A 22,483-nucleotide genomic window follows, 5' to 3' on the forward strand; every position below is an offset into this window, starting at 1 on the left:
CGTTGTGACCGATCATCGCGTTGAGCGGCGGCTTGCAGCTATCCTGGCGGCTGACGTGGCCGGATATAGTCGGCTGACCGGCCTGGACGAGGAAGGGACACACGTCCGGCTGAGGGAGTGTCTGCGTGGACTCGCTGATCCCAGGATCAGCGAGCACCGTGGCAAGGTCGTCAAGCACACGGGCGACGGCGTGCTCGCCGAGTTCGGCAGTGTGGTGGATGCGGTGCGTTGCGCCATTGAGGTCCAGCGCGCAATGGCCGAGCAAAATGCCACGGTGCCGCAACTCAAGCGGATCGAATTTCGCATTGGCATCCACGTCGGCGACATCATAGTCGATGAAAACGATATCTTTGGAGACGGCGTCAATATCGCCGCCCGCCTTGAAGGGATCGCGGAGCCCGGCGGGATCTGCATCTCGGACGACGCGCAACGTCAAATCCGCGGCAAGGTCGATGCTGCGTTCGCGGACATCGGCTCGCAGAACCTGAAGAACATTGCTGAGCCGATGCGCGCGTGGCGATTGAGGGTAAATGCGGGCCATCCTGCGGGGGCGCCGATCGAGCCGCCGGTCGACAGCGTGCAAGCTCTGGCGCTCCCCGACAAGCCGTCGATCGCCGTGCTGCCGTTCGAGAATATGAGCGGCGACCCCGAGCAGGAATACTTCGCGGACGGAATGGTCGAGGAAATCATCACGGCGCTGTCGCGCTTCAAATGGCTGTTCGTGATCGCCCGAAATTCGAGTTTCACCTTCAAGGGCCGGGCGGTCGATATCAAGGAGGTCGGCCGCAGGCTCGGCGTCCGCTATGTCCTTGAGGGGTCTGTGCGCAAGGCCGCGGGGAAAGTTCGCATCACCGGGCAGTTGATCGATGCGGTTACCGGAACGCACATCTGGGCAGACAGGTTCGAGCGTGACCTGACGGACATATTCGCTCTCCAGGACGAGGTGACCGTCGCCGTCGTCTCGGCCATTCAACCAAAATTGCTGCAGATCGAAATCGGCCTGTCGGCACGGCGACCAGAGAACCTCACCGCCTATGATTTCTATCTCCGCGCCATGCAGCAGCATTACCTGATGACCGCCGACGGGTTGGCCGAGGCGATCAGGCTGGCGCATCGTGCTTTGGAGCTTGACCCCCGGTTCGGCTTTGTCGCCGCTCTGGCAGGTCTCGCTCACATGCAGAACATCCTTTGGGGGCATGCCGTCGATCCTCAATTTGACCGCAAGGAAGCGGTTCGGCTGCTTCGCCTGGCATTGAGCATCGACGATGGTGATGCGGAAACATTAGCCTGGGTTTCCCTCACCTCGGCGTACATGGTCGGCGATTGTGAGAGTGAGATCGAATTGGCCGACCGGGCGGTCGCTCTCAATCCGAATTCATATCGCGCATGGACCGCCAGAGGCAGCGTCTACAGAGTTGCCGGGCTTCCGGATGAAGCGGTCCGGAGTTTTGAACGCGCCATCCGCCTGAGCCCGTTAGACCCGCGGCTACCCATCACGTTTGTTGGGATGGGGATGGCCTTCATCGAGCTTCGCCGCTTTGACGAGGCCATTGCCGCAGCGAATAAATGCCGGCGCCAGAATGCCTCCTATTCGCTGGCCTACCGTTGTCTCGCGTCCGCGTTCGCTCATCTCGGACGCGACGCGGAGGCGCGCGAGGCGGCGGCGCTCCTGCTTCAGCTCGATCCCGCCTTTACAATTTCCGCAATGATCGCCAGGGGCAGGTTCCCAAACGCGCAGCTGTTGATCGAGGGACTTCGGAAGGCGGGATTGCCCGAATGAATTGTGCCCGCGGGCGCCGACGAGGCGGCCATCGGGAGCACCGCGGGCCCTGACAAGCCTTTAGCCCGGTGCGCTTGTGGGAACGGGGCCTAGATGGCGCTTTCCAGTTCGCGCGTGAGCGCGGGAAGGGCATCGATCCGGCCGATCTGCGCGAACCAGCACCAGAGCTCGAGCGTACAGGCCAGCCGGTAGAGCGCGATCGTGGCCTCCCAGTCCGGCCGGTCGCTCGTGCCGTGGCCCGCGAGCAATCCGTCGCGCTTAGGCGAGTCCCTCGGCGTGAAGTAATAGAGCGCCTTGGCGATGTCCATCAGCGGATCGCCGGCGGTGGCATTCTCGAAATCGACGATGCCGGTGAGACGCGGCTGCCCCTCCGGTGTCACCAGCACGTTGCCGGCGTGGAAGTCATAGTGACAGAGGCGGGGCGTGTCGGCTGCGTCGAGCAGGACGCTGCGCGCCAGGATGCCGGCCCGCAGCCGCGCGGCCAGCGTTTCGTCCCCGCCGCGCGTGCAAAACTCGGTCAGCTTCCGCTCGAACTGCGCGGACATGTAGGCGCGGTTGGTCGGGTACGACGTCCAGACGCCGTGCGGGCCGATATAGCCGAAGCTGTCGAGCGTGATGCCATTGATACGGCGGAGCGCCGTGCCCATGGCGGCGTAGATCGAAAACAGCTCCTGATCCGTCAGCGCCGCCTCGCGGTTGCCGAGCACGACGCCGTCGAGCTTGCTCATCAGCACCAAAATTGAGGTCGATCAGCGCGCGGCTGTCGTCGGCTACGAGGATGCGGGGAATGGCAATGCCGGCGTCGCGCAGAAGACCAAGGACATAGACCTCCTTCGCCATCTTCCATTGCAGCTGGGCGGGGTAGACCTTGAGGATGCAGCTTGGCGCGTCCGCCCGCGTGATCTCGAGGATCGTGCTGATCTCGCCGCCGCGCAGCTCGGTGATGCCTGCCACGCGCGAGCCCGGCGCAACCCGATCGATGATCGCCTGCGCCTGGTCGATCGAAATCGCCAGCCGCGGCTTCAGCTGAAGAGGCGGATCGTCTTGACATGTCCGCATCCGGGCTGTGGACTAGATCTCGATCTCCGTCCCGAATTCCACGACCTGTCCGGTCGGCACGCCGAAGAACGCCGCCGACCGTTCGGCGTTGCGCTGCAGGAACGCGAACAGCGATTCCCGCCACACCCACATGCCCGGAATGTCTTCCCGCGGGATGATAGTCTCGCGGCCGATGTAATAGGTCACATCGGTCAGACGCAGACCGGGCAGTTTGCCCTGACGGCAGGCGAGCTTCAGCCCTTCGTACACGGTCGGATATTGCATGAAGCCGTAACGCAGGATGACCCGGATGATGCCCGGGGTGACGTCGTGAACCACAACGCGATCCTCGTCCGAGATGCGCGGGGATTCCTCGATCTGGACGGTGACCAGCAGCACGCGCTGGTGCAACACGTGGTTGTGCTTGACGAACTGGGTCAAGGCGAGCGGCACGCCGTTGGGGGCGGAGGCGAGGAATATGGCGGTGCCCGGCAGCCTGCTGTGGCACTTGTTGACCGCGGTCTCGATCAGATCTTCTTCCGGCTGGCGCAGCTTGCTGCGCGCCGTCTCGACCAGTTTCACGCCACCGCGCCAGGTCAGCATCAGGAAGGCCACCGCAGCGGCGAGCAGCAGCGGGAACCAGCCGCCTTCGAACAGCTTGGTCGAGTTCGCCGCAAAGAAGATCGCGTCGATGATGAAGAAGAAGCCGTTCACCGCGATCACGATGATCGGCGAATAGCCCCACTGGATCGCGACCAGCGCTGCAAGCAGCGTGGTGATCGCCATCAACAGCGACACTGCGATGCCGTAGGCGCCGGCGAGCGCGTCCGAGGTGCCGAAGGCGAGCACCGCGCCGAGTGTCCCCGCTGCGAGCAGCCAGTTCACCAGCGGCACGTAGATCTGCCCGATCGCATCGCTCGTGGTGTGCTCGATGTGCATGCGCGGCAGGAAGCCGAGCTGGATCGATTGCTGGGTCAGCGAGAACACACCCGAGATGATGGCCTGCGAGGCGATCACGGTGGCGATGGTCGCAAGCAGCACGAGCGGGTAATGCGACCAGTCCGGCGACAGCTGGAAGAACGGGTTTTCGATCGCTGTCGGGTCGGTGATCAACAGCGCGGCCTGGCCGAAATAGTTCAGCACCAAGGCGGGCAGGCAGACGGCGAACCAGGCGAGCCGGATCGGAAAGCGGCCGAAATGCCCCATGTCGGCATACATCGCCTCACCGCCGGTCACCGCGAGGAAGGCGGCGCCAAGGATGGCGAAGCTGACGTGGAAATCCTGATGGATCAGGAAATCGAATGCATAGAGCGGGCTCAGCGCAACCAGCACGCCGGGCGCCTTGACGATGCCGTGAATGCCGAGCGCTGCCAGCACGGCGAACCAGAACAGCATCACCGGGCCGAAAATCCTCCCGATGAAGCCCGTGCCCTGCTTCTGCATCATGAACAGGCCGATCAGGATCACGACGGTGATCGGCACCACCGCAGGGGTCAGCGAGGGCGCGTCGACCTTGAGGCCTTCGATCGCCGACAGCACCGAAATGGCCGGCGTGATGGCGCCGTCGCCGTAGAGCAGGGCGGCGCCGATCAGGCCGACCACCAGAAGATGGCCGCGCCAGGTGCCGGGCGCCGCGTTGCGCGCCGAGAGCAGCGCCAAGAGCGCGACGATGCCGCCTTCGCCGCGGTTGTCGGCGCGCAGGATCAGCATCGCGTATTTGATCGAGATGATGAGGATCAGCGCCCACAGGATCAGCGAGACCACGCCGAGCACCGCGCTCTCGGTGAGCGGACCGCCATGGGTGGCGGCCTTGGCGGCTTCCTTCAGGGCATAGAGGGGGCTAGTGCCGATGTCGCCATAGACGACGCCGAGGGCACCGAGCGTGACGGCAACCGGGATCGGACTGGACGGGGGGTGGCCAGAAGAAACGATGGCGGGCGTACTCGTCACGGCAATCCCCCGATGGCTGCGCCCGTCGGATCATCCGGCCGGGCGCCTTAGACGATAGTCTGCGACGGGACGTCGCAAATTACCATTGGGTTTTGTGTGACGGCCTGACCTTACGCCAGGCTGACGAGGGACGTCGCTCGACTACGCGCTACGGGGTACGGTCGGCGGTGACCAGGCGGGCTTCGCGAACCACTGTCTTGTTGCCGGCGCTGCGCAGGCACGAGGCTTCGAAATTCGGCCAGGCCTGCTGCGAGCAGTCCTTGCCGACCGGGTGGACGTCGAGACGGTCGCTCTTGGCCAGCGGCTGCGGGGTGGAGGCTTCGACCTGCGGCGCAAAGCCCGGCAGCACGGTGAGCGCGGCGGCAATGAACGCGGCAACAGCGATGGCGGAAAGTGCCTTGATCATGACGGTCCCCAGTTGATCGGGCCGCCCGGGCCCGTCGTTTCGTTGTCCAATGTCTACCGGCCGCAAGTTTCCTGGTGTCTTCGCCACCGCGGGAAATGGTTTCGTCGCGGGCCGGTTTTGTTTCGTCCGCCAACGGCCGACGAAACATTCACCCCCGTAGACGCTGGCATCCCAGGACTCGTTCACTGGGCGACTGGAAATTTGTTTCGAGCAAGCAATGGAACCCGGGCGGCTTGCCGGGGAGAGCCGGGCGGGTTAGGAGGGACCATGTCCCGTATCGCGATCTATCCCGGCTCCTTCGATCCCGTCACCAACGGCCATCTGGACGTGGTGAAACAGGCCGTCTTCCTCTGCGACCGCCTGATCGTCGCCATTGGCGTCCATCCCGGCAAGAAGCCGCTGTTTTCCACCGAGGAACGGCTGGCCATGGTCCATGAGGTGTTCGGCCCCATCGCCCAGCAGGCAGGCTGCGCCTTCGAGAGCGCGACCTATGACAATCTCACGGTCGCAGCGGCGCGCGCGGCCAAGGCCACGCTGATGATTCGCGGCCTGCGCGACGGCACCGATCTCGATTACGAGATGCAGCTTGCCGGCATGAACGAGGCCATGGCGCCCGAGGTGCATACCGTGTTCGTTCCGGCGTCGGTTGCGGTCCGCCCGATCACCGCCACACTGGTGCGCCAAATCGCCCAGATGGGCGGCGACTTCTCTTCATTCGTGCCGTCATCAGTCGCAGCTAGCCTGAAGGCCAAGTTCGCCGGCTGATCCCGGCGGCCTGCCACACCCCAACGTTAAAGCTCCGGAGTTGCCATGATCCGCATTCTTGCATTCGTTGCTGCGCTGCTCTGCGTCGTGCCCGCGGTCGCGCAGCCGCTGCCGGCCAATCTCGACAAGGCCGATGCGATCGTGATCGACACCACCAAGGGCCGCATCGTCATCAAGCTGCGCACCGATATCGCGCCCAAGCATGCCGAGCGCATCAAGCAGCTGGCGCGCGAGGGCTTCTACAACAACGTGCCGTTCCATCGCGTAATGGACGGCTTCATGGCGCAGACCGGCGACGGCCAGAACTTCAACGGCACCGGCGGCTCGAAATATCCGAACCTGAAGCAGGAATTCTCCCAGGTCCCGTTCAAGCGCGGCATCGTCGGCATGGCCCGGCGCGGCGACAGCGTCGACAGCGCCAATTCGCAGTTCTTCATCATGTTCGCCGACGGGCCGAGCCTGAATGGCCAGTACACCGTGATCGGCGAGGTGGTGCAGGGCATGGACGTGGTCGACAAGCTGAAGAAGGCGTCTGCGGGCTCTCCTGGTGGAGCCGTCACCGATCCCGACAAGATGGTGAAGGTGCAGGTCGCATCCGACATCAAGTGATCCGCATGGCGGCGCGCTGCAAACCACTCGCCTGGTTCGCCGCGCCGCTGGTTTGCCTGACGCTGACCGTACCGGTGCAGGCCGAGCCGGAGCAACTCAATACGATCAAGGACGTTGTTCTTGCCATCCACCGCTGCTGGCGGCCGCCGCCGGCAGACAAGGCCGGCCAGATCGACATCACCGTCATTGTCAGCTTCAACCGCGAGGGCGCGATCCTCGGGCATCCCAGGATCAGCTATGAATCGCAGGAGGCGACCGACAACGACCGGATTGCATACCGGATCGCGGTGATGGAGACGTTGCAACGCTGCACGCCGTTGCCATTTACCGAGAGCCTGGGCGGCGCAGTCGCCGGCCGCCCATTCGCGATCCCGTTCAGGAATAAGAAGTATCCACCCCGAAGCCAGGAGAAGCGAGCATGGCTGCTACCGAAAATACTCTGATCCTCGAAACCACGCAGGGCCCGGTCACGATCGAGATGCGCCCGGATCTCGCGCCCGGCCACGTCGCGCGGATCAAGGAGCTGGTGCGCGAGGGCTTCTACGACGGCATCGTGTTCCACCGCGTGATCGACGGCTTCATGGCGCAGACCGGCTGCCCGCAGGGCACCGGCATGGGCGGCTCCGGCAAGAAGCTGAAGGCCGAATTCAACAAGGAGCCGCATGTCCGCGGCACCGCCTCGATGGCCCGCGCCGCCAATCCGGATTCCGGCGACAGCCAGTTCTTCATCTGCTTCGACGACGCCTCGTTCCTCAACGGCCAGTACACCGTCTGGGGCAAGGTCACCGAGGGCATGGAGAACGTCGACAAGATCAAGCGCGGCGAGCCGGTGAAGGATCCGGACAAGATCGTCAAGGCGCGCATGGCTGCCGACGCGGCCTGAAATGCAGATCGTCATGCCGGGCTTGACCGGGCATCCATCGATCCTTGGAAACTTATTCGTAGATGATGGATTGCCGGGTCATAGGCGAGCGGAAGCGACGCCGTTCTTCGAACGGCTATGCCCGGCAATGACAGCTTGGTGATGCGCACCGATCTCTTCGACTTCGAACTGCCCCCGGAAAGCATCGCGCTTCGCCCCGCGAGCCCGCGCGATGCCGCGCGGATGCTGGTGGTGCATCCGGACGGCGTGCTGCGCGACGCCTCGATCGCCGACCTGCCGCAGTGGCTGGAGCCGGGCGATCAGATCGTCGTCAACGACACCAAGGTGATCGCGGCGCAGCTCAAGGGCCGCCGCATCGGGCGCGACACCGAACCGAAGATCGAGGCGACCTTGATCAAGCGGCTCGACGGCTCGCGCTGGCAGGCGCTGGTGAAGCCGGCGAAGAAGCTCAGCCCCGGCGACACCATCCGCTTCGGCAATGAGGGCAAGGTCTGCCTGCTTGGCAATCTCGATGCAGAGGTCGAGGCCAAGGGGCAGGAGGGCGAGGTGACGCTGTCATTCTCGTTCCATGGTCCGGTGCTCGACCAGGCGATCGCCGATGTCGGCGCCACGCCGCTGCCGCCCTACATCGCCTCCAAGCGCACGCCGGACGAGAAGGACGTCAGCGACTACCAGACCATGTTCGCCGCCAATGAGGGCGCGGTCGCCGCGCCCACGGCGGGGCTGCATTTCACGCCGGCGCTGGAGGCCGCGCTGCGGAGCCGCGGCGTTGAACTGCACCGCCTGACGCTGCATGTCGGGGCAGGGACGTTCCTGCCGGTGAAGACCGAGGAGACCTCGGAGCACAAGATGCATGCCGAATGGGGCTGCATCACCGCCGAGACCGCTTCCGCCTTGAATGCCGCGCGCGCAAAAGGCGGCCGGATCGTCGCGATCGGCACCACGTCGCTGCGGCTGCTGGAAAGCGCCGCCAATGCCCACGGCACCATCCAGCCGTTTGCGGCGGAAACCTCGATCTTCATCACGCCCGGCTACCGCTTCCGCGCGATCGATATTTTGCTGACCAATTTCCATCTGCCGCGCTCGACGCTGTTCATGCTGGTCTCGGCCTTCTCCGGCCTCGCGACGATGCGGGGCGCCTACACGCACGCGATCCAGAGCGGCTACCGGTTCTATTCCTATGGCGACGCCTGCCTGCTGTTTCGGGCACCAGAGCCACGTGGGAACACATAGGGTCGGCAAGAGCGCGTAGCCGCGAGACCGCGGGCTTGATCACGCAATTTGACGTGACATCGCGCGGCCGAGCAGCCGTCGACAAAACTAACTTGGCTGTCAGACTTTGAGTCATTTGTAATTCGAAATGCCGGATCATTTCGAAGCTCCGACGGTTTGTCGCATGACGGTCGTTGCAGCAATTCACGACGGCCGTCGCTGCAAATCAGCAAGAAGGAACATTCGCATGAACTGCAAGACGATCCTTAATGGCCTCGCAGTGGGTGTGCTGGGAGCGACGCTTGGCCTTGCATCACCGGCGTTCGCCCAGCACGGCGGCGGAATGGCCGGCGGTGGTGGTGGGATGTCCGGCGGTGCCATGGGAGGCGGCATGACCGGCGGTGGCGTTTCCGGCGGCGGTATGGGGGGCGGCGTCTCCCACGGCGGCGGAGGCGGGGCCGGGATGCACTCCGGCGGCATCGCAGGCGGAATGCAGAGCCCGGGAGGCGGCACGCATTTCGGCGCCATGGGCGGAGGGGCGCATTTCAGCGACGGCCGTTTCGACGGCGGGCATTTCGCGCACCGGGATTTCTCACCCCGGTTCTCAAGGTTCGCGGATCGAGACGGCTTTCACGACCGCTTCTTTCATCGTCGCTTCTTCCATGATCGCTTCTTCCACCATCGTTTTGCATTCGCTGACGATGATGGCTGCTTGCGCCGGGTATGGACGCCCCATGGATTGCGGCTCGTCAACATCTGCGGCTAACCAGCGCTGCACGATGCACCGAAACGATGTGCGGTGGACCCTCGATCCACTGCTGGGCTAGGAAGGGGCGGGCCGGCTCGCGCTTGGCCCACCCCTTCATAACGTCTGCAAGCGCAGATCCATCGCACGGATCCGCTGGCGCTCTTCCAGCGACAATGGCTATGCCATCGCGCGTTCGGGCAAGAGCTCGGCGATCTGCACCGCGTTGAGCGCGGCGCCCTTGAGCAGCTGATCGGCCGCGACGAACATCGAGATCGAATGGCCGCTGGGGTCGCTGAGATCCTTGCGGATGCGGCCGACCAGCACGTCGTCCTGGCCGGAGGCGTCGATCGGCATCGGGAAGTAGTTCTTGGCGCGATCGTCGACGACCTTGACGCCCGGCGCCTGCGCCATCATCGCGCGCACCTGGTCCTCGGTGATCGGCTTCTCGCATTCGAAGGTGATCGCCTCGCAATGCGCGCGCAGCACGGGCACCCGCACGCAGGTAACGCCGACCGCGATCTTCTCGTCCTCGAAGATCTTGTGGGTCTCCTTGATGACCTTGGTCTCCTCGTCGTTGTAGCCGGTCCCCGGATCAACAGCGGTGTTGTGGTTGAACAGGTTGAAGGCGTAGGGGTGCGGCATCACCTTCGGGGTGTAGACCTGTCCGTTGAGATTGGCGCGGGTGAACTCGACGAGCTCCTCCATCGCGGCTGCGCCGGCGCCGCTCGCGGCCTGGTAGGTCGAGATGATCACGCGCTTGATGCGGTTCTTCTGGTGGATCGGCCACAGCGGCACCAGCGCCGTGATGGCGGCGCAATTCGGGTTGGCGATGATGCCCTTGTGGTCGCGGATGCGACCCGCGTTGATCTCGGGGATCACCAGCGGCACGTTCGGATCCATCCGGAACGCCGAGGAATTGTCGACCACGACGGCGCCGGACTTCACCGCGAGCGGCGCGAACTTCCGGGAGATGCCGCTGCCGGCCGAGAACAGCGCGATGTCGACGCCCTCGAAGGCGCGCTCGGTCAGTTCCTCGATCACGACCGGCTTGCCGCGGAAGCTGACGGTCTTGCCGGCCGAGCGGGCGCTCGCCAGCGCCTTCAGCTTGCCGACGCGGAAGCCGCGCTTGTCCATGGTGGCGATGAATTCGGCGCCGACGGCGCCGGTGACGCCGACAATCGCGACGACGGGATCGTTACTCACTTTGTCCTCCATTCGAGTTGTATTTCAGGCAACAAAAAAGCCCCGGACCTTCATCAGGCGGGGCTTCGGGTAGAGATGATGCGGTTCGACCGACTACGCGCGCACGCCTCCCGAGGCCCCGGAGGGCTTGGTGGTTTTGCTGGTGCGTTTGGTCGCGGTGATCATGGAGCGGACTTATGCGGGACAGATCGGCGTCCGTCAACGGCTTTTGGGCGAAAACTTGGCACTGCCCGCCTGGAGCATTTTCGGTTCTGATTGAATCAGAACCGAAGCTCCCGCTTCTTGTTTTGACGCGTTTTCTTCACGCGAACCGGTGTCCGCTTCGCTCGAAAACGCTCTTGGCCTCAGCGCCTGCGCGCGCCGGGCGGTTCGAGGATCACCTCTTTCAGGTCGCTGCCGGCGAGCACGACGATGACGAAATTGAGCTTGCCGCGTTCGCGCATCAAGCCGCCGCTGATCGCCTTCCCGGAGGTCGTGTGCTCGGCCACCCGCACGGCGTCCGCGAGGCGATGCCGGAGCGCCCTGAGCACGACGAGGTTGTCACGGTCTTCGGCGCCGAGCGACTTCAGCGGCGCGGCGGCTTCGCCACCCACTACTTCGCCGGTCGCCGCGTCGATGGCGTGCCGCCATATGCGGTCCTGCTGCATGGTCTTGACCCGGTAGACCGCGGGCTCCGACGCGCCGTCAAAGCTGATGTCGGCGGTGATCGAACCGGAATGCAGCGCCTCCGCAATCGCCATCGCCTTGCGCAGCGAGATCTGGGCCGCCTGGAAGCTGTCGAGCTCGCGGCGAACCGTGTGCGCGTCGAGCGCGGTGTCGTTATCCTGCGGGGTAAGCGCTGCAGCCGTTGAGCTCGTGATCGCGTGCGCCGGCGTCGCGAAGGGCAGGGCAATGAGCGCGGTTGCCAGCAGCCGCGTGCCGAATGCCAAATGCCGCAGTGCGTGTAGTCGTCCCGTCGTCATGGTCGCATCCGTCGCGTCGAACCGCCGCCCGGGCAGAGAAAGTGCGGCCGACCTTTGTTAGTCAGAGGTCGGCCGCCGAACGTTCAGACGGAGCGATGGCGGCAGCTCCGTCGTGACGATCGAAGTTACAAGGCGACACGAAACCGTTGGGGGCTGAACTTGGGTTTCGCGTCTCATTGCAACTAAACAATACGGTTTCGTTCTGTTTCCTTCAAGGTTCATCACGACAACGTGTGAGGCGATGCAACGATCCTAAAACTGTCAGCGGGTCGGGCGGCGGCGCGCCTTCGTCGCTTCCTTGATCGCCTCTTTGGCCGCATCGCGAAGCCGGTCCTGCGGCCCGACGGCGCCGGCGAGAAACAGCCGGATCGAGACCTCCATCCGGGTCTCGGCGGTCTTCATGTCGATCGGAATTCCGAATGTCGCCATCCGGTGGGTGTGGCCGACCACCATGTTGAGGAATGTCTCGGCCGCGATCGTGGTGTCCTCGAGATCGAGGGCACCTTTGTCGACCAGATGGTCGAAGAAATCCGCCGTGGTCGACACCGCTTTCGACCAGCCCTCGTCGACGGCAAGCTTGGCGACCTCGGGGAAATTGATCGCCTGCGCGGTCAGGATCCGGCTGAAGGCGATGGAGTCGGCGCTGCAATTCAGCACCAAGAGCTGGCGTCCGAGCTCGGTCAGCCGTTCCTCGACCGAGCCGTCGCAGTTGCCGCCGGCCTGCGCTTCGGCCGCCGCGGCGGCGAGCGGGGCAAGCCAGCGGGCGATCTCGCGGCGGAGCACCGCGGCGAACAGGCCGCGCTTGTCGCCATACTGACCGTAGACGGTGGGCTTGCTGACGCGGGCGGCCTCGGCCACCGCGTCGATCGACGTCGCATCGAAGCCACGCTCGAGGAACAGGCGGGTGGCGACCTCGATCAGCCGCTGGTCGCGCTCGATCGCAGCGTCCCGCGTCGGCCGGCCGCCGCGTGACTTGATCACGCCGCGCTTGGTCACCTTGGCCTTGGTTGCCGTCAATCCCATTTGCCCATTCATCTCGTTGTGCGTCGGACGGGTCTGTTCGGTCTATAACCCGCGCCGTGCGGATTCGTCCATTCGGCGGTACCGGGAGCAGGCCGCTTACGGGGGCGTCGCGGTCCGGCCTGCCCGGTGGCGGCCTTGTCGTATCCGTACTGGTAGAGCGCGCGCATATAGGCGGTGTCGAAGCCCTGCGTCTCCGGCGCCGGATAGTCGCGCTCGATGTAGGAGAGATGGAAACCCAGCCGGTTGCGCCGGGCGAAGTCATAGGTCGAGAGGATCACGGAGCGTGTCTGCGCCTGCGTGATCGCGGAAATGCTGCGGGAAGCGACATCGATCGTCGAGTTCGACACCAGCTCGAAGTTGCCCTCGAGCTTCTTGTTGACGAGGATGTAGATGTTCATACGGCGGTTGGCGGGCCAGCCGCGCTCGCGGAACAGCAGCGCATCCGGCAATGTCAGCACCGGCGCGGTCACGCCGCCGTCGACATGCATCTCCTGGAAGTGGCGGCCCTGGCCTTCGGCGTCGATCATGATCGGCGGAAACACCAGCGGGATGCTGGCGGAGGCGGCCATCACGTCGCGAAACAGCTGCAGCGCCTCGGGCGTCGCGACGGCGGCGATTCGCCCATGTCCCAGATCACCGTGCGCTGGGTGTCGAGATCGGTGGTAACGATCAGGAGCTTTCGGCCCTTGGCGTTTTCGCGCGCCACCTCGCTCAGAATCTCCGGACCGACGTAGCGTGCCACCAGTTCGCGCAGCCGCTTGTTGCCGAACAGGCCAGAGCCGAACAGCACCCGCATCAGGCTCGGGTCCTGCAGCAGGCTTTCCGCGATGCCCGAGGTGTAGACCTCCTTCAGCGTGTCGTCGTAGCGCGAGCCAAGGAAGGCAAAGGGCGCAATCAGTCCGCCGGTGCTGACGCCGGAGACGACCGAAAAGTCCGGACGGTTGCCGGCCGCGGTCCAGCCGTTGAGGACGCCCACGCCATAGGCGCCGTCGGCACCGCCGCCGGAGAGGGCGAGATAGGTCTTGATCGGGGCGAGGTCGCTCTTCTCGAGCTTGAATTTTGACGCCGGCTCGTCGGCATAGCGGCGCAGCCCATCGAGATCGAGCACGCGGGAATTGGCGGCGTCGGCGGCCGTGTAGGGCATCCGCGGCAGCGAGCTGCAGGCCGAAAGCGCCAAGGCGAGGCCGCACAGCAGGACCGCTTGCCGGATCGCGCGGGCAGCCGTCATCCGAGGGCCGGCGCCGGCGGGCCGGACGCTAGGGGTGAGACCATCTCTGCCAGTCACGTTCGCGGATCGACGTCGCTGCGGGGAGCCGGTTGCCATATTGTCGTCATAAAACGACACGGTTTCGTTTTGTTTAACGGAGCTGATGATGCAAGGCAAGCGTCCGGCCGGTTGTCCGTGTTCACGAAGTCGCGCGAGGGCCGTTATCCGACGGGTTGATCGGGCACCGGCGACACGCAATAAGCAGCCGCATGAATCTTCCGAATCATTTCGAGCTGCTGGCAACCGACGGCGCCGCCCGCACCGGGCGCCTGACCACGCCGCACGGCCTCGTGCGGACGCCCGCCTTCATGCCGGTCGGCACCGCGGGCGCGATGAAGGGCATGCATTGGCGCGAGGTGCGCGATGCCGGCGCCGATATCGTGCTCGGCAACACCTATCACCTGATGCTGCGCCCCGGCGCCGAGCGCATTGCCGGGCTTGGCGGCCTGCAGCGCTTCACCGGCTGGGGCGGCCCGATGTTGACGGATTCCGGCGGCTTCCAGGTGATGTCGCTGTCGGAACTGCGCAAGGTGACCGAGAAGGCCGTGACCTTCCGCTCGCATATCGACGGCACCGAGGTCGAGCTGTCGCCGGAGCGCTCGATCGACGTGCAGCGGCTGCTCGGCTCCGACATCGCCATGCAGATGGACGAATGCGTCCGGTTGCCGGCGGAGCGCGCCGACATCGAGCGCGCGATGCAGCTGTCGCTGCGCTGGGCCGAACGCTCCAAGCGCGCGTTCGAGGCGGCGCCGGACGGCTACATGCTGTTCGGCATCGTGCAGGGCGGCGACGTGCCGGATCTGCGGCACGCCAGCGCGCGCGGGCTGACCGACATCGGCTTTCACGGTTACGCGATCGGAGGGCTCGCGGTCGGCGAGCCGCAGGCGGTGATGCTGGCGATGATCGAGGAGACCGCGCCGGCACTCCCGGTCGATCGGCCGCGCTATCTGATGGGCGTCGGCACGCCGGAGGACATCCTCGAGGCGGTGGCGCGCGGCGTCGACATGTTCGACTGTGTGATGCCGACACGGAACGGACGCCACGGCATGGCGTTCACCCGCTTCGGGCAGATCAACCTGCGCAACGCCCGGCACGTCGACGATCCGCGCCCGCTCGATGAAGAGAGCCCGTGGCCGGCGGCGAGCGGCTATTCGCGCGCCTATCTGCATCACCTGGTGCGATCGGGCGAAACACTTGGGGCAATGCTGCTGTCCGAAATCAACGTCGCTTACTACCAGCAGCTGATGCAGGGCATCCGCGATGCGGTGGCGAACGGCACGTTCGAGGACTTCAGAACGAAAACGCGCGCCGGTTGGGCGCGCGGTGACATCGCTCCAAGATGAGCTGTGTGATCAATTGCACACGATCGGTTTCACCGCGTGTTTGGTAACGAACCCGTAACCGCAGTTGTCGCAGGTCCAGAGATAGCTGATCAAATTGTCGAACAGGTACGCGGAGGCTTCCGCCGCCACCATGGAGTCCGCACACACCGGACAGGTCGGCAAATCGCAGCCGCGCGGATCGGGCCTCGACGCTGTGGTCGACAGAACTTCAGCGAGAGCTGGCATGTGACCTCCTTTGCGTTCTGAGCTGCACCTGACGAAAGTATATAGACGCATTTGTTTGACCATGTCGCAACACAAATGCGTAGGTTTTAAAAAATTTGCGCAGGTTCTATTTTGCGATGCAACGAATTCGCATTGCGGCGGTTTCTCACTTGCGCGCCATGGTGCGCTGCTTCTAATGAGACAAGACCGCATATTCCCAGCACATCCGCTACAGGAGCCGCTTGATGGACGCGCCGTCGACAACGAGTGCAGTGCAACCCGGACGCGGCCGCGTCTTTGACTCCATCGTCGATGCGATCGGCTCTACGCCAATCGTGCGGCTGCGTAGATTGCCGCAGGCGGCTGGCGTCAACGCGACGATCCTCGCCAAGCTGGAATACTTCAATCCGGCGGCCAGCGTGAAAGACCGCATCGGTGCGGCGATGATCGTGGCGATGGAGAAGGCCGGCATCATCAACGCCGACACCGTGCTGATCGAGCCGACCTCGGGCAACACCGGGATTGCGCTTGCCTATGTCGCGGCCTCGCGCGGCTATCGGCTCAAGCTCGTCATGCCGGAATCGATGTCGATCGAGCGACGGCGGATGCTGGCCTTTCTCGGCGCGGAGATTGTGCTGACCCCGGCCGCGCAGGGCATGAAGGGCTCGATCGCGACCGCGGAAGAATTGGTGCGCACGACGCCCAACGCTGTCATGCCGCAGCAGTTCAAGAACCTCGCCAATCCCGAGATCCATCGCCGCACCACCGCCGAGGAGATCTGGAACGACACCGGCGGCAGCATCGATTACTTCGTCGCCGGCGTTGGCACCGGTGGCACCATCACCGGCGTTGGCCAGGTGCTGAAGCCGCGCAAGCCGTCATTGCGCGTTGTCGCGGTCGAGCCGGAAGAGAGCCCGGTGCTGTCGGGTGGCCAGCACACGCCGCACAAGATCCAGGGCATCGGCGCAGGCTTCATCCCTGACATCCTCGACCGCTCCGTGATCGACGAGATCGTCAAGGTCAACAGCGCGACTGCGATCGAGACTGCGCGCGAGCTGGCGCGCAACGAAGGCATTCCCGGCGGTATCTCGTCGGGTGCCGCGATCGCAGCCGCCCTGCAGATCGGCAAGCGGCCGGAAGCGGCCGGCAAAACCATTCTGGCGATTGTGCCGTCGTTCTCGGAGCGCTATCTCTCGACGGTACTGTTTGAAGGAATTTGAGACACAGGAATCCAGCATATGGCTGACCAGCCGAGGCGACCGCGAACCCTGAACGATGCCCGCAGCGAAGCCGAGGCGGCGTTCAAGCGCGCCACCACCAAGGTCGCGGACGCGGTGCCAAAGACTGTCGCTGTCCCCGGCGTGCGTGAGCAGGTCACGCTGAGGATCGATCAGGACGTGCTGGAATATTTCCAGGAGGGCGGCCCCGGCTGGCAGGATCGCATCAACGCGGCGCTGCGCAAGGCCGCCGGAAAGTAACACGCTTTCGAAACCGGGAGGCCCGGGACGATCCCCGGGCTTTGGCTGGCGGGCGCGGCCGCGCTGGCTGCGGCGCGACGCGAGCGTCACCTCGCGCGCGCCGGCTTCCTTGCGGTCGGTTTCAGGTTCATGAGGTTGCCGGCCAGGATCATGGCCGCGCCGAGCACCGTGTAAACATCGAGCCTTTCGGCATAGATCAGCCAACCGGCGATCGCCGTCAGCGGCACGCGGACGAAATCCATCGGGATCACGACAGTCGCGTCGGCGTGGAGCAGGGCGCGTGCCATGCAATAGTGCGAGAACGTGCCGCAGAACGCGATCACGGCGAGCCAGCCCCAGGTCGAGAGCGGCGGCCAGGTCCACACATAGAGCGCAGGCCCGATGCTCGCGAGCGATTGCACCACCAGCATCCAGAACATGATCGTCAGCGTCTGCTCGGTCCGCGTCAGCGACTTGACCACGGTGACCGAGATGCCGAAGCCGACCGCCGCGGCGAGCGCGATCAGCTGGCCCGGATTGATCGCGCCGGCCGTCGGCCGCACGATCACGAACACGCCGACCAGACCAAGCACGATCGCGACGATCTTCCACCGCGTCATCCGCTCGCCGAGAAAGCTCGCCGCAAGGATCGCGGTCCAGATCGGCATCGTGAACTCGATCGCGACCACCTGGCCGATCGGGATCAATGTCAGCGCAAAGAACCAGCCGAGCTGCGCGCAGAAATGGATCAGGTTGCGCGCGATATGGACGTGCACCCGTGCCGTCTTCACGATCGCAAACCCGCCATTCATGTGGATCAGCGGATAGAGCATCGCGAAGCCGAGCACGCCGCGAACGGTCATCAGCTGGAAGACGTTGACCTCGCGCGTCGCCTCGCGGCCGGCCACCGCCACGATCAGCATCAGCGCGAGCCAGCCGGACATCCACAGTGCTGCGCGGGTCTTTGAGGGCGTGCGGTCCATGACGGGGAACGAGCGGAGGAGGGATGCCCGGTATCGGCGAGCTGCCATGAATTTGCAACGCGCAATTCCGTCTGCGCGGTGATGCGTCACCCACGCGATCTCTGCTAAGCCGCATCGACTACGCTGTCATCCCGGGGCGCACGTGAAACGGGCGAACCCGGGATCTCGAGATTCCGGGACTGGCTCTGCGAGCCATCCCGGAATGACGAACGCCAAAAAGGAGGATCTGCTCATGCGCGTCTTGCAACCGGCCGAATGGTCGAAACCCCGCGGCTTCTCGCACGGTGTCGCGTTCGACGCGCCCGGCAAGTGGATCGTGCTGGCGGGGCAGACCGGCGGCGACGAGAAGGGCGACTACGCCCCCGAGATGGCCGCCCAGGTCGGCACCGCGTTGAAGCGCATCATCAAGCTGTTGAATGAGGCCGGTGCCGGCCCTGAGCACATCGTCCGCCTGACCTGGTACCTGACCAGCCGCAGCGAATATGAGGCCGCGGGCGCCGGTATTGGCGCGGCGTGGAAGGAGACGCTCGGGCGCAATTTCCCGCCGTCGACGTTGCTCTATATCGGCGGGCTGGTCGATCAGCGCGCCAAGGTCGAGATCGAGGTCACGGCATTCGTGCCTGCGGCGTAGCACCGCTGGGGCGCACGCGAGGAATTGCCGCTCAGCCAAACAAAAAGCCCTCGGGGATGACCCGAGGGCTTTCCACGTTGGAGCGCGGATCGATTACTTTGACAGCGTGATGCTGGCGCCGCGGAACTGGCTGTCAGCCCTGATCGTGACCGCCTGCTTGTTGCCGCTGGTGCGCATCGAGATATCGGCATTGAAGCCGGGAGCGCTGGCAACGACCTGGAAGTTGCCGCCGCCGCCGCGACCCTGCAACGAGCCGCTGACATTGCGGCTGGACTCGCTCCAATTGCCGCTGACCACGCTGCCTTCGGCCTGCACATCGGCCGCCAGGTTGAACTTGTAGGCGTCGCTTGCGCAAGTGAGGCTCATGGTCATGCGGGGCCCACCGACGTGATAGGTGGCACGGCAGCGGATGCGCTCGCTGGAGCCATCGTCCAGTGTGACCGAGCCGGCGCCCGACCAGGTGCCCGCCATGCCGGCGAACGGGCCGGACTGGGCATGGCCCGCGGTGCTTGCGAGTGCGATCACAAAAAACGCGGCGGCTGCAAATGCTGGCCGCCGCGCGATGGCAAAGAAACTTGACAGGCTGGTGATCTTACTGACGGGACGCTTCCCATCGGCCGCTGCACGGTACGCCAGCTGATGCCCCATTCCACTTCCCCGATCCGGAGTTGCCACTGAGTTGTCCGTTCGCATATGCACCATTGATCGAGACTCGCACAAGTCCCCCGCTGCCGACGGTGCCGGAGATCGCCGCGCCCTGTGCCGAGATCTTTCCTTCAGCGACGGTCACGGTCGAGCTCTGCGACGGTTCGCAGCTGCCGGTCTTGGTGACGACGGTGACGTTCCAAAGCCCGTCATAAGGCTGCTGAGCGGATACGGGAGCAGCGGTGAGGGCGGCAGCCGAAGCGACCGAAGTGACCAAAATCAGGTCGCGAATGCGGATCGAACGCATGAATCAAATCCCTGTCATTTCGTGTGATGACGCGGCTTATCCTGTCACAATGTGTTCAAAATTTGCTGCGTCGCGGGAGTTCCCAAATGTTCCTGTGAACTCAAACACATCATGGTGAATTCGGTTCCGGGTCAGGAACGGAAAATCCGGGGATGGGTTTTTCGAACGAGGTATTCATATACTCTGCTCGGGTTAGTGTTTGCCAGGGCTCAGATTCGGCGCCTTGGTCGCAAACTGCTCATCCTGGACCTTGGCCGGCAGCGAGCCGTTGACCTTGCCGTAGTCGATGACCTGGGCGAGCAGACGCAAACCGAGCGGCGCCAGCGCGCGCTCCCACAGCTCGCGGGCGGTCTCGCCTTTCTTGACGAACACCCAGTCTTGCGCGGCGATCGCGCCGGCGTCCATGCGGTCGGCGAGGTGATAGATGCTGCCGCCGGCGATCGGATCGCCCTCCTTGATGGTCCATTCCACCGCCGCGATGCCGCGGTGGCGCGGCAGCAGCGACGGGTGGTATCCGATGCCGCCGAGCCTGGACGCGGCAAGCGCCTCCCTGCTGACCCGGGCGTGGCTGTGGGCGGTCACGATCAGGTCGGTGTCCGGCGCGATCTCGGCGGCCGTCACCAGCTTTGGATCGGCCTGGACAACGACTTCGATGCCGGCCGCCCTGGCTGCTGCCGCCAGCCGGTCCTCGCCGTCATGGACGACCACCCTGACCAGCGTGACGTGGTGTTCGCGCAGCATGTTCAGGGTCGTCACGCCGAAATGGCGGGAACCGACAAGGGTAATGCGCATGGGGATCTATTCCGTGGGGTTTACTCGGGGATTGCTCGGGCCGCCGCTATGCCGATAGCACACCGCGGCGGCCTGTTTCGCTGTCTTGCCGCTTATCAACAGGACGGCCGGGTGGCAAATGTCAGGCCGCCGGCTGCTTGCTGGCCAGAACCTTGTCGATGCGCCGGCCGTCGAGGTCGACGATCTCGAATTCCCAGCCCTGCGCGGCGGTTTTCGCGCCGACATCGGGGATCGCGCCGAATTCATGCAGCAGGAAGCCGGCCGCGGTCTGGTAGGGCCGCGGCGAGGGCAGTGTGATGCCGAGCAGCTCGCTGAATTCCAGCGCCGGCATCCAGCCGGAGATCAGATACGAGCCGTCGGCGCGCCGGACATAGGCAGGCTCGGCCGGGCCTTCCTCGGTGTGGAAGGCGCCGACGATGGCCTCGAGGATGTCGGCGCTGGTGACGACGCCCTGGAAGGTGCCGTACTCGTCGTGGACGAGGCCGATATGCACTCTGGAGTCGCGCAGGATCGCGACCACGTCGCGGGCGTCGACGGTCTCCGGAATGATCGGCGCATCGCGCGTGAGCGCGCGGATGTCGGGCGTCTGGCCCGCGAGGTAGACGTCGAGCACGTCCTTGGCCTGCACGATGCCGAGCGCGTGATCGCGGTTGCCGTCGAACACCACGCAGCGCGAGTGACTGCTCTTTTGCAGCGTCGCCAGGATCTCGGCCGCGGGGGCGGCGAGGTCGATCAGGCTGACCTCGTGGCGCGGCGTCATCACTGCCCCGACCGGCAGATCGCCGAGCCGCATCACGCCGGCGATCATCTCCTTTTCGCCGGGCTCGAGCACACCGGCGTTCTCGGCCTCCACCACCAGCGTCTTGATCTCGTCCTCGCTGACGCGGTCCTGTGCATCCTCGCGATGGCCGAGCACCCACAGCAGCAGCTTGCCGGAACGGTCGAGCAGCCACACCAGCGGCAGCGACAGCCGCGCCATCATGGTCATGGCCGGAGCGACCTTGACCGCGATCGACTCGGGATCGCGCAATGCGATCTGCTTCGGCACCAGCTCGCCGACGATCAGCGAGGCATAGGTGATCACGCCGACGACAATGGCGACACCGGCAGCGTCCGCGACGTTCGCCGGCAGTCCAAGCTCGAACAGCCATTGCGAGAGCCGCTGGCCGAGCGTTGCGCCGAGAAGGCGCCCGACAGCACGCCGATCAGCGTGATGCCGATCTGCACCGTGGAGAGGAACTTGCCGGGATCGGAGGCCAGTGCAAGTGCGCGGCGCGAACCGCTGACGCCTCGTTCGACCAGCGCCGCAAGGCGCGCGGGGCGCGAGGAGACGATCGCGAGCTCCGACATCGACAACAGACCGTTGACGACGATCAAGACCGCCACGATCGCAAGTTCCAGATATAACACGGGAGTCCCTGAAACATTGGCGGCGTTGGCCGCTACACGACGCCCAATATAGGCATACCGGAGCGGTTTTGCTGTGCCTTGTCGGACGTCCCTGCACAAGCAGAGGGTGCGTATGGCCAGCATGCAGCAGGAGATCGCGGCATTTTGGCGCGCTGGCCTCATGCCTAGGCGAGGATCCGCAGCGGCGGCTTGGCGAACCTCCTGCCCGATGAGGCGGGCTGCATCAGCATTCGTTTGGAGGCGGCTTGCAGTTGCACGCGCAAATCGGCGTTGCATTGCTTCATCTGGTTGCGCAATTCGCGGCGGGAGAAGGCGGTGAGCGAGGGGTCCGCGAGTTGCTGCCAGGCCTTGCGCAGCCATTCCTGCAGTTCGCGAATGTTCTGATCCAGAACCTTCTGATCAAACACGTCGGGCTGGGTCATGCCGCCAAATCCCACGAAGCGATCAGTTGCAAAGTAACGCTGATTCGCGTCGCTTCACCTAGCGCTATGTTGCGCAGGCGCGTTTGCGGCAGGGGAGATCGGAGGCGGCAGGCGTGTTCGTGCCCGCGTCAGCGAGCGTCGCCGGGCCCGGTGCGCAGCAATTCCAGCGCGACCGGCAGCGCGAGGAACAGCGCTGCGAGCATCGAGAGATGACGCGTCTGCGCGGCGGTCAGGCCGAGATCGTATTGGGCGAGATAGGCCAGCATGATCGCGATGTAGGCGGCGACGCAGATTGCGACCGCGATGCTTTCGAAATCGGTCTTGCTGTCGGTCCTGTCGTCCACGGCGGCACCACGTCGTTGCGGGAGCGGTGTAGCGCGGCCCGGCTTCACCAACTATGAGCTGGATCACGAGCGGAGGGTCGCTCCGGCCAATGGCTTCGT

26 protein-coding genes and 2 pseudogenes are annotated in these 22,483 nt (G+C 64.8%); 13 read left to right on the forward strand and 15 right to left on the reverse strand.

What is annotated here, in order from left to right:
• Nucleotides 1-4 precede the first annotated feature (4 nt).
• Nucleotides 5-1,780 (forward strand): adenylate/guanylate cyclase domain-containing protein, encoded by a 1,776-nt coding sequence (locus ACSKB9_RS02545; RefSeq protein WP_438071489.1) that lies wholly within the window; start codon nucleotides 5-7, stop codon nucleotides 1,778-1,780.
• Nucleotides 1,781-1,869: 89 nt separating this feature from the next.
• Here ACSKB9_RS02545 and ACSKB9_RS02550 read toward each other — a convergent pair whose 3' ends face one another.
• On the reverse strand, nucleotides 1,870-2,508 hold the full coding sequence (locus tag ACSKB9_RS02550) for a phosphotransferase family protein (RefSeq protein WP_438071491.1): 639 nt from the start codon (nucleotides 2,506-2,508) through the stop codon (nucleotides 1,870-1,872).
• 146 nt (nucleotides 2,509-2,654) lie between these two features.
• On the opposite strand from ACSKB9_RS02550, the gene ACSKB9_RS02555 reads away from it, so the two are divergent.
• The gene (locus tag ACSKB9_RS02555) at nucleotides 2,655-2,810 is read left to right on the forward strand and encodes a hypothetical protein (RefSeq protein ID WP_438071493.1); all 156 of its coding nucleotides are present in this window, start codon (nucleotides 2,655-2,657) and stop codon (nucleotides 2,808-2,810) included.
• Between the two features lie 41 nt (nucleotides 2,811-2,851).
• Here the strand turns inward: ACSKB9_RS02555 and ACSKB9_RS02560 are convergent, their stop codons facing one another.
• On the reverse strand, nucleotides 2,852-4,750 hold the full coding sequence (locus tag ACSKB9_RS02560; RefSeq protein ID WP_438080028.1) for a potassium transporter Kup: 1,899 nt from the start codon (nucleotides 4,748-4,750) through the stop codon (nucleotides 2,852-2,854).
• 166 nt (nucleotides 4,751-4,916) lie between these two features.
• Nucleotides 4,917-5,174: a hypothetical protein gene (locus ACSKB9_RS02565; protein ID WP_028340746.1), complete on the reverse strand. Its 258-nt coding sequence runs from the start codon at nucleotides 5,172-5,174 to the stop codon at nucleotides 4,917-4,919.
• Nucleotides 5,175-5,441: 267 nt separating this feature from the next.
• Between ACSKB9_RS02565 and coaD the strand changes: the two genes are divergently transcribed.
• The 6 genes from coaD (at nucleotide 5,442) to ACSKB9_RS02595 (ending at nucleotide 9,409) form a co-directional block, all read left to right on the forward strand.
• Nucleotides 5,442-5,939 (forward strand): pantetheine-phosphate adenylyltransferase, encoded by a 498-nt coding sequence (gene coaD / locus ACSKB9_RS02570; RefSeq protein WP_057018504.1) that lies wholly within the window; start codon nucleotides 5,442-5,444, stop codon nucleotides 5,937-5,939.
• A 45-nt stretch (nucleotides 5,940-5,984) separates the two neighbouring features.
• A complete protein-coding gene (locus ACSKB9_RS02575; RefSeq protein ID WP_028332096.1) occupies nucleotides 5,985-6,548 on the forward strand; it encodes a peptidylprolyl isomerase in 564 nt (187 codons plus the stop codon).
• A gap of 5 nt (nucleotides 6,549-6,553) precedes the next feature.
• On the forward strand, nucleotides 6,554-6,991 hold the full coding sequence (locus ACSKB9_RS02580) for a hypothetical protein (protein WP_168858294.1): 438 nt from the start codon (nucleotides 6,554-6,556) through the stop codon (nucleotides 6,989-6,991).
• Nucleotides 6,967-7,431: a peptidylprolyl isomerase gene (locus ACSKB9_RS02585; RefSeq protein WP_016846097.1), complete on the forward strand. Its 465-nt coding sequence runs from the start codon at nucleotides 6,967-6,969 to the stop codon at nucleotides 7,429-7,431. The genes ACSKB9_RS02580 and ACSKB9_RS02585 overlap by 25 nt, the downstream gene beginning before the upstream one ends.
• Nucleotides 7,432-7,572: 141 nt before the next feature.
• The gene (queA, locus tag ACSKB9_RS02590; protein WP_438071496.1) at nucleotides 7,573-8,664 is read left to right on the forward strand and encodes a tRNA preQ1(34) S-adenosylmethionine ribosyltransferase-isomerase QueA; all 1,092 of its coding nucleotides are present in this window, start codon (nucleotides 7,573-7,575) and stop codon (nucleotides 8,662-8,664) included.
• Between the two features lie 226 nt (nucleotides 8,665-8,890).
• A complete protein-coding gene (locus ACSKB9_RS02595; RefSeq protein ID WP_438071497.1) occupies nucleotides 8,891-9,409 on the forward strand; it encodes a hypothetical protein in 519 nt (172 codons plus the stop codon).
• 159 nt (nucleotides 9,410-9,568) lie between these two features.
• Here the strand turns inward: ACSKB9_RS02595 and ACSKB9_RS02600 are convergent, their stop codons facing one another.
• Nucleotides 9,569-10,606, reverse strand: a complete 1,038-nt coding sequence (locus ACSKB9_RS02600) for an aspartate-semialdehyde dehydrogenase (RefSeq protein ID WP_438071499.1) — start codon at nucleotides 10,604-10,606, stop codon at nucleotides 9,569-9,571.
• 118 nt (nucleotides 10,607-10,724) lie between these two features.
• Between ACSKB9_RS02600 and ACSKB9_RS02605 the strand changes: the two genes are divergently transcribed.
• Nucleotides 10,725-10,853 (forward strand): hypothetical protein, encoded by a 129-nt coding sequence (locus ACSKB9_RS02605; RefSeq protein ID WP_438071500.1) that lies wholly within the window; start codon nucleotides 10,725-10,727, stop codon nucleotides 10,851-10,853.
• An 85-nt stretch (nucleotides 10,854-10,938) separates the two neighbouring features.
• On the opposite strand, the gene ACSKB9_RS02610 is transcribed toward ACSKB9_RS02605, so the two are convergent.
• The 3 genes and pseudogenes from ACSKB9_RS02610 to ACSKB9_RS02620 form a co-directional block, all read right to left on the reverse strand.
• Nucleotides 10,939-11,523, reverse strand: coding sequence for a PepSY domain-containing protein (locus ACSKB9_RS02610; protein ID WP_438071502.1), 585 nt, complete (start codon nucleotides 11,521-11,523; stop codon nucleotides 10,939-10,941).
• A gap of 294 nt (nucleotides 11,524-11,817) precedes the next feature.
• Nucleotides 11,818-12,579, reverse strand: coding sequence for a TetR/AcrR family transcriptional regulator (locus ACSKB9_RS02615; RefSeq protein WP_438071504.1), 762 nt, complete (start codon nucleotides 12,577-12,579; stop codon nucleotides 11,818-11,820).
• An 8-nt stretch (nucleotides 12,580-12,587) separates the two neighbouring features.
• A pseudogene (locus ACSKB9_RS02620) lies at nucleotides 12,588-13,807 on the reverse strand (patatin-like phospholipase family protein).
• A gap of 248 nt (nucleotides 13,808-14,055) precedes the next feature.
• Here ACSKB9_RS02620 and tgt point away from each other — a divergent pair.
• Entirely contained in the window at nucleotides 14,056-15,189 is a 1,134-nt protein-coding gene (tgt, locus tag ACSKB9_RS02625) for a tRNA guanosine(34) transglycosylase Tgt (RefSeq protein WP_438071506.1), read from the forward strand.
• Between the two features lie 9 nt (nucleotides 15,190-15,198).
• Here the strand turns inward: tgt and ACSKB9_RS02630 are convergent, their stop codons facing one another.
• Entirely contained in the window at nucleotides 15,199-15,414 is a 216-nt protein-coding gene (locus ACSKB9_RS02630; RefSeq protein ID WP_028332087.1) for a hypothetical protein, read from the reverse strand.
• 224 nt (nucleotides 15,415-15,638) lie between these two features.
• On the opposite strand from ACSKB9_RS02630, the gene cysK reads away from it, so the two are divergent.
• Nucleotides 15,639-16,613, forward strand: a complete 975-nt coding sequence (gene cysK / locus ACSKB9_RS02635; protein WP_438071508.1) for a cysteine synthase A — start codon at nucleotides 15,639-15,641, stop codon at nucleotides 16,611-16,613.
• Between the two features lie 18 nt (nucleotides 16,614-16,631).
• Nucleotides 16,632-16,871, forward strand: coding sequence for a BrnA antitoxin family protein (locus ACSKB9_RS02640; protein ID WP_050400483.1), 240 nt, complete (start codon nucleotides 16,632-16,634; stop codon nucleotides 16,869-16,871).
• 86 nt (nucleotides 16,872-16,957) lie between these two features.
• Here ACSKB9_RS02640 and ACSKB9_RS02645 read toward each other — a convergent pair whose 3' ends face one another.
• Nucleotides 16,958-17,833, reverse strand: a complete 876-nt coding sequence (locus tag ACSKB9_RS02645; protein ID WP_438071510.1) for a DMT family transporter — start codon at nucleotides 17,831-17,833, stop codon at nucleotides 16,958-16,960.
• Between the two features lie 232 nt (nucleotides 17,834-18,065).
• Here ACSKB9_RS02645 and ACSKB9_RS02650 point away from each other — a divergent pair, with 232 nt between their 5' ends.
• Nucleotides 18,066-18,464, forward strand: a complete 399-nt coding sequence (locus tag ACSKB9_RS02650) for a RidA family protein (RefSeq protein WP_092083474.1) — start codon at nucleotides 18,066-18,068, stop codon at nucleotides 18,462-18,464.
• Between the two features lie 93 nt (nucleotides 18,465-18,557).
• On the opposite strand, the gene ACSKB9_RS02655 is transcribed toward ACSKB9_RS02650, so the two are convergent.
• The 6 genes and pseudogenes from ACSKB9_RS02655 to ACSKB9_RS02680 form a co-directional block, all read right to left on the reverse strand.
• Nucleotides 18,558-18,935, reverse strand: a complete 378-nt coding sequence (locus ACSKB9_RS02655; protein WP_092083473.1) for a hypothetical protein — start codon at nucleotides 18,933-18,935, stop codon at nucleotides 18,558-18,560.
• 121 nt (nucleotides 18,936-19,056) lie between these two features.
• A complete protein-coding gene (locus tag ACSKB9_RS02660) occupies nucleotides 19,057-19,416 on the reverse strand; it encodes a hypothetical protein (RefSeq protein ID WP_076828571.1) in 360 nt (119 codons plus the stop codon).
• A 192-nt stretch (nucleotides 19,417-19,608) separates the two neighbouring features.
• A complete protein-coding gene (locus ACSKB9_RS02665; RefSeq protein ID WP_018271570.1) occupies nucleotides 19,609-20,208 on the reverse strand; it encodes a formyltransferase family protein in 600 nt (199 codons plus the stop codon).
• A 121-nt stretch (nucleotides 20,209-20,329) separates the two neighbouring features.
• Nucleotides 20,330-21,618: pseudogene (locus ACSKB9_RS02670) on the reverse strand (hemolysin family protein).
• A gap of 164 nt (nucleotides 21,619-21,782) precedes the next feature.
• Entirely contained in the window at nucleotides 21,783-22,040 is a 258-nt protein-coding gene (locus ACSKB9_RS02675) for a hypothetical protein (protein WP_141340404.1), read from the reverse strand.
• 128 nt (nucleotides 22,041-22,168) lie between these two features.
• Nucleotides 22,169-22,384, reverse strand: coding sequence for a hypothetical protein (locus ACSKB9_RS02680; RefSeq protein WP_438071513.1), 216 nt, complete (start codon nucleotides 22,382-22,384; stop codon nucleotides 22,169-22,171).
• Nucleotides 22,385-22,483 lie beyond the last annotated feature (99 nt).

It is taken from the genome of Bradyrhizobium sp. BR 1433 (assembly GCF_051547665.1).
GTDB lineage: Bacteria > Pseudomonadota > Alphaproteobacteria > Rhizobiales > Xanthobacteraceae > Bradyrhizobium > Bradyrhizobium australafricanum.

Bases quoted from the DNA above. Each gene is read 5' to 3' on its own strand.
- ACSKB9_RS02550 (WP_438071491.1), bottom strand. From the start codon at position 2,508: ATGAGCAAGCTCGACGGCGTCGTGCTCGGCAACCGCGAGGCGGCGCTG.
- ACSKB9_RS02555 (WP_438071493.1), top strand. From the start codon at position 2,655: ATGCAGCTTGGCGCGTCCGCCCGCGTGATCTCGAGGATCGTGCTGATC.
- ACSKB9_RS02565 (WP_028340746.1), bottom strand. From the start codon at position 5,174: ATGATCAAGGCACTTTCCGCCATCGCTGTTGCCGCGTTCATTGCCGCC.
- coaD (WP_057018504.1), top strand. From the start codon at position 5,442: ATGTCCCGTATCGCGATCTATCCCGGCTCCTTCGATCCCGTCACCAAC.
- ACSKB9_RS02575 (WP_028332096.1), top strand. From the start codon at position 5,985: ATGATCCGCATTCTTGCATTCGTTGCTGCGCTGCTCTGCGTCGTGCCC.
- ACSKB9_RS02580 (WP_168858294.1), top strand. From the start codon at position 6,554: ATGGCGGCGCGCTGCAAACCACTCGCCTGGTTCGCCGCGCCGCTGGTT.
- ACSKB9_RS02585 (WP_016846097.1), top strand. From the start codon at position 6,967: ATGGCTGCTACCGAAAATACTCTGATCCTCGAAACCACGCAGGGCCCG.
- queA (WP_438071496.1), top strand. From the start codon at position 7,573: ATGCGCACCGATCTCTTCGACTTCGAACTGCCCCCGGAAAGCATCGCG.
- ACSKB9_RS02595 (WP_438071497.1), top strand. From the start codon at position 8,891: ATGAACTGCAAGACGATCCTTAATGGCCTCGCAGTGGGTGTGCTGGGA.
- ACSKB9_RS02600 (WP_438071499.1), bottom strand. From the start codon at position 10,606: ATGGAGGACAAAGTGAGTAACGATCCCGTCGTCGCGATTGTCGGCGTC.
- ACSKB9_RS02615 (WP_438071504.1), bottom strand. From the start codon at position 12,579: ATGGGATTGACGGCAACCAAGGCCAAGGTGACCAAGCGCGGCGTGATC.
- tgt (WP_438071506.1), top strand. From the start codon at position 14,056: ATGAATCTTCCGAATCATTTCGAGCTGCTGGCAACCGACGGCGCCGCC.
- ACSKB9_RS02630 (WP_028332087.1), bottom strand. From the start codon at position 15,414: ATGCCAGCTCTCGCTGAAGTTCTGTCGACCACAGCGTCGAGGCCCGAT.
- cysK (WP_438071508.1), top strand. From the start codon at position 15,639: ATGGACGCGCCGTCGACAACGAGTGCAGTGCAACCCGGACGCGGCCGC.
- ACSKB9_RS02640 (WP_050400483.1), top strand. From the start codon at position 16,632: ATGGCTGACCAGCCGAGGCGACCGCGAACCCTGAACGATGCCCGCAGC.
- ACSKB9_RS02645 (WP_438071510.1), bottom strand. From the start codon at position 17,833: ATGGACCGCACGCCCTCAAAGACCCGCGCAGCACTGTGGATGTCCGGC.
- ACSKB9_RS02650 (WP_092083474.1), top strand. From the start codon at position 18,066: ATGCGCGTCTTGCAACCGGCCGAATGGTCGAAACCCCGCGGCTTCTCG.
- ACSKB9_RS02655 (WP_092083473.1), bottom strand. From the start codon at position 18,935: ATGGCGGGCACCTGGTCGGGCGCCGGCTCGGTCACACTGGACGATGGC.
- ACSKB9_RS02660 (WP_076828571.1), bottom strand. From the start codon at position 19,416: ATGCGTTCGATCCGCATTCGCGACCTGATTTTGGTCACTTCGGTCGCT.
- ACSKB9_RS02665 (WP_018271570.1), bottom strand. From the start codon at position 20,208: ATGCGCATTACCCTTGTCGGTTCCCGCCATTTCGGCGTGACGACCCTG.
- ACSKB9_RS02675 (WP_141340404.1), bottom strand. From the start codon at position 22,040: ATGACCCAGCCCGACGTGTTTGATCAGAAGGTTCTGGATCAGAACATT.